Here is a 335-nt window from a genome sequence, read left to right on the forward strand (position 1 = left end):
CGGGTCGGTCCCGGCCGTCACCGTCCGGCCGGTCACGTACACCGTGGCGCCCTGCTGTGCCAGCGCCAGCGCGATACCTTTTCCGATACCGCGGCTGGCGCCGGTCACAACAGCGACCCGTCCCTGCAGGGAGTTCACCGGACTCCCTCAGAGCCGGTCGGCTGCAGCGAAGAAGTGCTCGCTGTGATCGCCGACCGATTTGGCGGTGTAGTGGTCGCCGGAGAAGGGCGCGCCCATCAGGCCCTGCGTCCAGTCGGCCGACACCCCGTCGTTGCGGACCCAGTCATAGAGCATGGTGCGGTGGGCGATACGCCATTGCCCGTCCCGCTTCTCCA

At 68.7% G+C, this 335-nt stretch carries 2 protein-coding genes; both read right to left on the bottom strand.

Annotation, left to right across the window (positions count from 1 at the left end; all coding sequences use genetic code 11):
- Nucleotides 1–138 (bottom strand): SDR family NAD(P)-dependent oxidoreductase (locus SB717_RS34410; RefSeq protein WP_410907336.1); only part of this gene is annotated, 138 nt, incomplete at its 3' end.
- Nucleotides 139–147: 9 nt separating this feature from the next.
- On the bottom strand, nucleotides 148–335 hold a 188-nt coding region (locus tag SB717_RS34415), incomplete at its 5' end, for a hypothetical protein (RefSeq protein WP_410907334.1).

Source organism: Priestia sp. SIMBA_032 (genome assembly GCF_046535215.1).
Taxonomy (GTDB): Bacteria; Bacillota; Bacilli; order Bacillales; family Bacillaceae_H; genus Priestia; species Priestia aryabhattai.